Below are 9,723 nucleotides of genomic sequence, written 5' to 3'. Positions count from 1 at the left end.
TTTTGCAACACTAAGATAAGTGAAAATTCTGACATGGCAAAATCCTGAGCAACTTTTTGTTGCTCAGGAACTTATAAATAAAGTTAAATCAAAGTGTTGCGGAATTAAGGTATTATACGAGTTAAATACGGAGTAACAGTCATATTTCCAATTCACCTGAAATCATTTATCACATTTTCCCCTATTATTTACGGGGTATTTTTCACATTTTCCCCATTTTTAAGTCCCTTCATTTCTTGACTTTCACAATCATAATAACCGGATTGTCATCTTCTGTAAGATTATCAATTATTTTCAGATAAACATTATATCTAGAATCGGAGATAGAATGTTTGCTTTTTCTTCCTTCAAGAAATTTATGGGCATGTATAGCCTGATAAATTTCATTTTTGTTAGATATTGACGGATAATATATTAATCCTGGACTTCCATATAAATCATCCATAAATGGTATATCATAATCTAAAGCTACAGTTTTGTTTAATTGTTTATCATAGATAACTTTTCCTTGGTTTGACCCTATAAAAAAGAAACGATCCGTTTCTACAATTGTATGAACTGCAAGAGTGATTTGTTCTTCTGAATCCTTTTTTCCTGTAATTAACGATTTGTCATCTTGAGTTCGGTATCCCAAATGACCTCTATTGATAATAGCATGTGATACCAATTTATATGGATTAGTTAATTGATAGATGGTATCACACCAAAAGTCTTTTATGAAAGTATTACCTCGATAATTATAAACAGTTGGATCACATATCATTAATTTAGGAATATCTTTTTCGTATTCACATTTCATCTTTGAGAACAGTTTTTTTTCCTTAAGGGAATAAAAGAAAATGCTAAATCGTTCTTTTTTTTCAGCATATTGATAAAAACTATCTCCGAACAAAAATTCCATAGGGTTATACAACCAAGTAAGGCTACTAAGACCTTTAGGATGTGATTCTTCTAAAAAATTACCTGAATAATCATATTTAAGTAATCTGCCCGTCCAATGATCAGGAAAATAAACCCATTGATTTAATGTATCTACAATACATTTCATCGGTTTCGTATATTCACCAGGTCCATTTCCTTTAGCACCTATTGTATTTAAGAATTTACCATCCCTATCAAAATGGTAACACCTTTCATAATCAAATATAAAAATATCTTTTTGTGTTATTGATGAAACAATACAAGCGTCTCCGATTAAACAGTCATCGGTTGTTTCCAAAGGAATAAATTCCACATCTTCCGCAAATTGACTTATTGGAATCTCAGACAATTTGTTCTTACAGGCTTCATATAAGTTAATTTTATATTCTTTTCCCGATACTTCCTTTTTCATCATTGGTACTTTTTGGCCATACATGAAAACCGATATTAACAAAAACAAAATAGATAATAGATTCTTCATAATCTGATATTTTTATTTGATTAAACTTCCTTTTTATGGGTTACTCCTTAGAATAAAACCTTCACTATATTTATTTCTAATCCTTTTCTCGTTGCATTTCATATTTTTGACAGATGTCGAAAAGCTTTACCACATTTGTCAAAAAACTTTAGCACATATATGGAAAAGCTTTACGACTACTGTCAAAAAATTAAAAAGTAACAAGTTTCCAATTGAAAGTAATAGGAACGACAATACTTTCATTTTGGACCCAGATTCTTTTTTCCAAATGTAGGGAAATAAATGATTTGTTATATGGACACTTTGATATTGGAATAATTCATTAATTAGCAGAGAGTTATAAAGAAAATTGGCGATTTTTCACCTGACACCCGACCATTAAAATGACTGAAGAAATTGTTCTAATTCGCCTTTTCCCCATTTTTTATCTGGATCTAAGCGCCTTTTCAGCCTTTGTCTCCGCTTGTCTAAGTTGTCATCCGTAACTTTTAACAAGTCGATCTGTTCTTTTCTGCCGTACCCCAAACGGAGAAGGCAACAAAGACGAAGGTCAATGTCCGTTAACTGGGGAAAAGCTTTTCTTAATCGTTCGGTGAATTGACGGTGCAAAGCGTCTGTGCGAGCAATCAGTTCCGGCCATTCTTTCTCTTCAAGAGTAAGAGTTCGTTTAATACGTGCAAATATATCCGGTGTATTCTCCCGTTGCTTGATGATTTCTTCGTATTGCTTGATTTCCTCGTCCTTTTGATTGAGGCGGATCAAGATTTGTAATTTCTGATTATTCAGTTTTTCATTTCGTTGCACCAAATTGGAAACTTCTTGTTCCAATAAAGCCTTTTTCTGCTGTAAATCATCATAATTTGATTGCCGCAATGATAGACTATCCATTTGTTCCTGATAAGAAGCAATAATCCGTTTATTTTCAGCCATTTGAAAACGAATTTTATGCAATTGTTCAAACAGGCGGATGGTTGTTCGTTTCTTATCCATGTAAACAAGCAAAATAATAATGATTGCCACAAATAATAAAGAACTACCCCAAAATATCAATTTCGATTGTTTTAACTCCTGTTGTTGTTTTTCTGCCAGTAGTTTTTCACGCAAATATTTCGTTTCTATATCTAGGATAATATCACTCTCTGCATTTTGAATAGAATCATTACAAGCCCAATATCTTTTATTATATTCCACGGCCTTTTTATAATCTCCTTGCTCTTCAAACAAATAGCAAAAATGCTGATAAACGGTTCGTCGTGTGTACTGATTATCTGCCATTAGAGCCTTATTCAAAGAGACATAAGCTGAATCATAATTACCCATTAAACGGAACAGGTCTGCTATATGCAAATAAGTAACCGCTTTGCTGTTTACCGTTGATTTCTCTTTCAGGTAAAGAATTTTCTGTAAACAGCTAAAGGCATCCTGATATTTTTGAATATGTATATATGTATCAGCCAATTCATTTAATCCTAATTGAAGAGCCAAGGTATTAGAAACATGTTCTGCTATAGAAATAGATCGTTGAAAAACAACTATCGCCTGATCCCAAACTTTCAATAATCCATACACTCGTCCTAAATAAATATTCGCATAAGCCATATTCACACTATCTTTTCCTTGCTCGGCAAAATGTAGTGCCTGTTGGTACGAACGAAATGCTTCATTTATAAAGCCTGTAGACTCAAATATATTCCCCAATTGAGATGCTGATAAATATTGTAGTTTATAGTCTCCATCTTCCTTAGCAAGATCTAACGCTTTTAGGAAAGAACTGACAGACTTCTCGTTGTCCCCTAAATCTTTTTGCACACGTCCTAATAGATAGTAAGCGGTAGGCAATTCGGATAAATCTTTTTTCCCCTCATAAAATCGGATAACAAAACGGATTAACGAATCCGACGTGTGTGTACGATAGGTTCCATCTATTGCCTGAGTCATAAGCAAACACCAGCGAGCCCGTTCCTTCTCTGGATATTGCTGCGGATTCGGAATCTCTTTCAAAAGCGTATATGCGCTATCTGCCTCATTCGCCTGGATAAGTTCTTCAGCTTTATCCAAGATTTCAAATGTCCTATCAGCATGCCGGCAAGCAGCAAACAAAACAAGCAATAAAAGAAACAAGTACCTTTTCATGGTTATTGAATTACGATTTGACGTACAAATGTAAATAAAAGAAACAGATTCCCTTAAAAAAAGAAACAGATATCACTATCTTTGTATTGTACTTATAAAACAGAATATATCATGAAACACGCTTCTAATCGTATCGTTTATTTGATACCCGCTTTGAGTTTCTTGTCTTTAAGCGGTTGGGCCATCAAATGGTTTAACCCGATGCAGGCTGGATTTCCAGTTGTACAGAACCAGGCTTTTGTTGAAGAATTATCTCAATCATATCACCGATTGCCGGACCGGGCAAAACCACTCGTTCGGGATGCCGTTTGGAATTTGTCTCAAAATTCAGCCGGACTGGCAATTCATTTTTACAGTAATAGTCCGGAAATAAAAATCAGATATCAGGTTAGTGGTCCGTTTGCCATGCCCCACATGCCGGCAACTGGTGTTTCGGGTGTTGATTTGTATCGGATCAATAGTGATGGAACACGGCAATTCTGCTTTAATACGTATTCCTTTGGCGATACGATTGTTTATACCTATTCAGGTCTGTCTGCTTCCACCTACCATTCTCTGGGATTTGAGTACCAGCTTTATCTGCCTTTATACAATGGGGTGAAGTGGATGGAAATCGGAGTGCAGGACGATCAGTCCGTTGAATTTATCCCTGTCTATCGTGAAAAGCCGATTGTCCTGTACGGAACATCGATTGTGCAAGGTGCGTGTGCTTCACGTCCGGGTATGGCTTGGGGTAATATCGTACAGCGTAACTTGGATCTGCCTCTTATAAATCTGGGATTTTCGGGTAACGGACGACTGGAAAAAGAAGTAATCGACTTTATCAACGAAATAGAGGCACAAATCTATCTGCTGGACTGCCTACCCAATCTGTCTGGCGAAACACAAGAAAGTGTACAAGAGAAGGTGATCGCCAGCGTCAAACAAATTCGGGAAAAACATCCGGATACACCGATTTTACTGATTGAACACGCCGGTTACAGCAACGGTGAAGTGAGCGAAAGCAGCAAACAATCTTATCAAAAAGCCAACGCAGCCTCACGAAAAGCCTTTGAACTGCTGAAACAACAAACCAAACAACTATATTATCTTTCCAGAGAAGAATTAAACCTATCTGCCGATGGTTGGGTGGATTATGTACATCCTTCAGATTTGGGTATGCAACAACAGGCTAAAGTAGTAGAAAGTAAAATACGGGAAATCCTGCACATGCCTGTCGGGAATATCCAAACAACTATTCCTGTTACCCAACGAAGAGAACCGGGTATGTACGAATGGAAGAAACGACATGAGGATAACTTGGAAAACTTATACAAAGCACAGCCTCAATCGGTCATTATCGGCAATTCCATCACACACTATTGGGGCGGAGTGCCCGACGCGCCTGCACAGAACGGTCCCGAAACCTGGAAGAAATATATGAAAGACTTCTACAACCTGGGTTGTGGTTGGGATCGTATCGAGAACGTCCTTTGGCGAATCTATCACGGAGAATTGGACGGATATACAGCTTCACGCATTATCTTGATGATCGGAACAAACAATCTCGACATGAATACAGACGAGGAAATCGTAACCGGTCTGGATGTATTGCTCGAAGCCATCCAATATCTTCAGCCTAAAGCTGAAATCCGCGTCATTGGTATCTTGCCTCGCAGAGAGCGAGAAAACCGGGTTCGGCAAATCAACCAGAAGATAGAAAAAATGGTAAACGAACATAAGTGTCTGTATATCGATGCCGGAAAAGGCTTGTTCCAGTCCGACGGAAAAATCAATGAACAACTGTTCAAAGACGGATTGCATCCAAACGATAAAGGATATGCCTTGATTGCTCCTTTTATACTGAAAACATCCAACCGATAAGCCCATGAAACGGGTGATATGATGTTTCGTTTTTTTGTACTATCTTTGTCCGGAAAGAAAAAAGGTATGATGCAGTTACGAACGTATTTTTCATGGATTTTTTGTCTGATTTTACTGAGTATTGCCGGAAACGGACAAGCACAAGAGGCACAAGCCATTTTAGATCAGGCAGCGCAAGCGTATGAACAATCGAACGGAATCAAAGCCAATTTTGCCATACATTCGGTTGTTCCGCAACAAAATATTTCGGAGAGCTTTGAAGGAGTCATCAACATGAAAGGTGATAAATTCAAGTTGGAAACACCGGATATGATTACCTGGTACAACGGCGAAACGCAATGGGTCTATTTGATGCGTAACGAAGAAGTGAATGCCAGTACACCCAGCGGTGATGAATTGCAATTAACCAATCCGGCCGTCTTGCTTCGGCAATATAAGAAAGGATTTGCCGTACAATATAAAGGAACAAGTACAACTCGACAAGCCAAATCGGCTTATGATATTACGTTGACTCCGAAAAAGAAAAGTGATATCCAACAAGTCGATTTGCAAATCGAGAAAGTATCTCACATTCCGGCCGCCATCACCATTACGGATAAAAACGGAGCAACAGTCAGCATCCATATCAGTAAATGGGAAACAGGCAAAAATCAAGCCGATTCATTCTTCTCATTCAACGAATCCGATTATCCGGATGCAGAAGTAATCGATTTACGATAAATCAGAATAACAAATAAAAAGTATATTTCAATGAGTGATACAAACAATGAAAAAGTTCGCTGCCTGATCATTGGTTCCGGACCAGCCGGATATACAGCAGCTATCTACGCTTCTCGTGCCAATTTGGCACCGGTTTTATATGAAGGTATTCAACCGGGCGGACAATTAACAACAACAACCGAAGTAGAAAACTTCCCGGGTTATCCGGAAGGCGTAACAGGTCCGCAATTAATGGAAGACTTGAAGAAGCAGGCACAACGTTTCGGTGCAGATATCCGTATGGGTATTGCTACGGCAACCGACTTATCGGCAGCGCCGTATAAAGTTACGATTGATGGAGAAAAGGTGATTGAAACAGAAACCTTGATCATCAGTACCGGAGCCACAGCCAAATACTTGGGCTTACCCGATGAAGCAAAATATGCAGGCATGGGTGTTTCGGCCTGCGCTACTTGTGACGGTTTCTTCTATCGTAAAAAGAACGTAGCTGTTGTAGGTGGCGGTGATACAGCCTGCGAAGAAGCACTTTATTTAGCAAGCTTAGCCAAACAAGTATACCTGATTGTCCGCAAACCTTATTTGCGTGCATCCAAAGTGATGCAGGAGCGTGTATTCAAGGCGCCCAACATTACCGTACTATTCGAGCATAACACATTAGGTCTGTTTGGAGAAAACGGTGTAGAAGGAGCTCATTTGGTAAAACGTAAAGGAGAACCGGATGAAGAATTGGTTGATATTGCCATCGACGGTTTCTTCTTAGCGATTGGTCACAAACCAAATTCAGACATCTTCAAGCCATGGATTGAAACCGATGAAGTAGGCTATATCAAAACGATCGATGGTACGCCACGCACAAAAGTACCTGGCGTTTTTGCTGCAGGTGACGTAGCTGATCCACATTATCGCCAAGCCATCACAGCAGCTGGAAGCGGTTGCAAGGCAGCTATCGAAGCCGAAAGATATTTATCAGAGCACGGGAAATAATATTGCTATTGTCTCTTATACAGAAAAAGCGAATGGATAAAGAAAGCACTCTCATCTATTCGCTTTTCCATTTATATATCTGCTATCACTTACTCAAAATCAAAGTTGAAGGCATCTTCTGTAATTCCTCATTAGAAACCTCTGAAAGTAAATTCCACGTATTATAACTGATCAACATAAAATTATAAGCAGACAGTACACTTTGAGTCAGTTTATTTCCATTATACACAATCGCCTTATGCTGCAACTCCGTATATTCAAACAAACGCTGAGTAACAAGATCAATGTCTTTCGCTTCATTCGACATCAAGTTGAGAATGGTCAAGTCTGATCCTGTTGTCTGCTTCAAATGATCCGCATAATTCAACAAGAACAAATCTTCAGCAAAATGAATAACGATTAATGTATTGCTTGCCTTAACGAATTTCCGATTCACAAATACACCCACCGGACATAGACTCTGCTCAATGAACATCTTCGTCTTATCCTTCAATAACTCTCCCGGATAAAACCACGATTCCGGAGCTTTGAAATGGCGCAGAAATTTGTCATAGAAAGAAGTCCGATACTGATTGGCTGCAATATCATTGGGTAAATCACTCAACGAAATTCCGGCTCCGACTAACAAGAAGTCATATCCTTCCTTATTAGCAATCTCACAGATATCTTGTCCGGCATTATTCGAAACCTCATAGCGTGTCTTTAAAGGAATATTCAATTTCTGTGCTCCGTATAAAATAGGTCCAAAGCTGACTTCCTCAAAATTGTCCGTATGCAATGGATTTACATCCGAACCGACAGTCAAGTGAAGAGCCGTTATTTCCAGCTTATCCTTTGTATGCGCAAACATCTGATGAGCCACATCCAACATAACCTGTCCGTTACTTGCACGCCCAAACGAAAGCAAAACCTTGAAAACACCGGGTTGCGGTTGTTGCCATTCCACTTTATGCGATTTATATTTACCAAAAACCTGATAACAAAATTGAATAAAAGAAATGAGCGGTGTGGTCATAAATGTTGTTACTAACGTCATCAGCACCAACATAACAAAAATCGGAGGCGTAAGGATCTTCATGTCATACCCAATAGTCAACACAACCAACTCCATCAATCCTCTTGTATTCATCAAAGCTCCGATATAAAGACTATCCTTCCACGTTTCTCCTACAAAGCGAGCAGCCACCAACGATCCTCCGAACTTACCGATAATAGCAACCAGAATAAAGATTCCACACATATACCACAATTCCGGGCTATTTAGCAAACCTATTTCCGTTCTTAATCCTGTTGATACAAAGAAAAGAGGCAAGAATAAAGCCAAAGAAACGTCTTCAACCTTTTCCGTCATGATCTTCCGGAATTTAATATTATCAGGCATTACCACACCAGCTACAAAAGCACCAAACAATGCATGCAAACCCAAAATTTCCGTCAAATAAGAAGACACGATCAGTAAAAGGAACATAAATGCTACTAGACCTTTATCTACCACCTCTTTGTTATGATAAATATGACCAATCATTCGTAAGAAAGGTCTAATAACAGTAAACATCAGCAACAAATAAATAAATGAAAAGCCAATGTTGTAAATAGCACTCAGCATACTTCCAGCTTGGGCTATTGCAACGACTACAGCCAACAAACACCAAGCAGTAATATCACCATTCGCCGCACTTGCTAAAGAAATTGTTCCCAAATGAGTCTTGGTCAATCCCTTCTCCTGAATAATACGAGCCAATACTGGAAATGCCGTTATACTTAAAGCTATGCTAACAAACAAGGCAAATGAAAGAAAAGGAGTACTCTCGTATGCATACTTGTTATATAAGAAGTATGCCGTTACCATACCTAAAAAGAAAGGAAATATGGTACTGGTATGGCTAATTAAAATTGTCTCTTTCAGCTTTTGTCTTACTTCAGTTATATTCAATTCCATACCAATCGCAAACATAAACAAAATCAAGCCAAACTGACTTAACATATTTATGTTCTGTAGCGAATCAAAAGGGAATAGAAAAGCAGAGACTGATGGCAAAAGATGACCTAATACAGAAGGTCCTAAAACAATTCCTGCTACAATTTCTCCAATAACAGTAGGCTGCTGCATTTTAGCAAACAACCAACCAAACAAACGACAGGTTATAAGAATGACTATGATCTGCAGCAAAAGAATTCCAATGGAAGATTCCACATGGTGCATTAGCAGATCTTTAAAGACAAAAAAGCCTTCCTTAAGATCATGAGGAGCCTCATTTGACACACTAATAGCTTCCTGTATTTGCCGAGCTTCACCTTCTTTGATAATGAAGTACATCAACCCGCCAAATACAAGTAACATCACGAGATAGTATATCAAACTTCTGCTACCTTTACCCATAAGAATTCATCCTTAGATTAATTCCTAACAAATATAGCTAAAATATAGCAAATCTCTGCCTATTTTGGAAGTTTTTTATGACCTGTGTAGAAAAAGCACAGATAATCTGCCCAAAAGGATACTATATAACACGAAAAAAGCCGCTTCAACATTTTGTTGAACCGGCTTTCATTCTCTCTCTAAAACGGCGGCTACCTACTCTCCCACTGTTACGCAGTACCATCGGCGTGACGAGGCTTAA

6 protein-coding genes are annotated in these 9,723 nt (G+C 38.3%); 3 read left to right on the top strand and 3 right to left on the bottom strand.

Features of this window, described 5'->3' with window-relative positions; genetic code table 11:
- Positions 1-229: 229 nt before the first annotated feature.
- The gene (locus tag MUN53_RS17640) at positions 230-1,402 is read right to left on the bottom strand and encodes a 6-bladed beta-propeller (protein WP_243326702.1); all 1,173 of its coding nucleotides are present in this window, start codon (positions 1,400-1,402) and stop codon (positions 230-232) included.
- Positions 1,403-1,780: 378 nt separating this feature from the next.
- Positions 1,781-3,340 (bottom strand): hypothetical protein, encoded by a 1,560-nt coding sequence (locus MUN53_RS17635; protein ID WP_243326700.1) that lies wholly within the window; start codon positions 3,338-3,340, stop codon positions 1,781-1,783.
- A gap of 306 nt (positions 3,341-3,646) precedes the next feature.
- Between MUN53_RS17635 and MUN53_RS17630 the strand changes: the two genes are divergently transcribed.
- The 3 genes from MUN53_RS17630 (at position 3,647) to trxB (ending at position 7,102) form a co-directional block, all read left to right on the top strand.
- Positions 3,647-5,398, top strand: a complete 1,752-nt coding sequence (locus tag MUN53_RS17630; protein WP_243326698.1) for an SGNH/GDSL hydrolase family protein — start codon at positions 3,647-3,649, stop codon at positions 5,396-5,398.
- A 66-nt stretch (positions 5,399-5,464) separates the two neighbouring features.
- Positions 5,465-6,118 (top strand): LolA family protein, encoded by a 654-nt coding sequence (locus tag MUN53_RS17625; protein WP_243326697.1) that lies wholly within the window; start codon positions 5,465-5,467, stop codon positions 6,116-6,118.
- A gap of 30 nt (positions 6,119-6,148) precedes the next feature.
- Entirely contained in the window at positions 6,149-7,102 is a 954-nt protein-coding gene (gene trxB, locus MUN53_RS17620; protein WP_243326696.1) for a thioredoxin-disulfide reductase, read from the top strand.
- An 85-nt stretch (positions 7,103-7,187) separates the two neighbouring features.
- On the opposite strand, the gene MUN53_RS17615 is transcribed toward trxB, so the two are convergent.
- Positions 7,188-9,482 (bottom strand): cation:proton antiporter, encoded by a 2,295-nt coding sequence (locus MUN53_RS17615; protein ID WP_317236368.1) that lies wholly within the window; start codon positions 9,480-9,482, stop codon positions 7,188-7,190.
- Positions 9,483-9,723: the final 241 nt, after the last annotated feature.

The sequence above is a fragment of the Parabacteroides faecalis genome, assembly GCF_022809355.1.
GTDB classification, from domain to species: Bacteria; Bacteroidota; Bacteroidia; order Bacteroidales; family Tannerellaceae; genus Parabacteroides; species Parabacteroides faecalis.
Note: the sequence above shows the minus strand (reverse complement) of the source record. Positions and strands in the feature narration are given on the sequence as shown.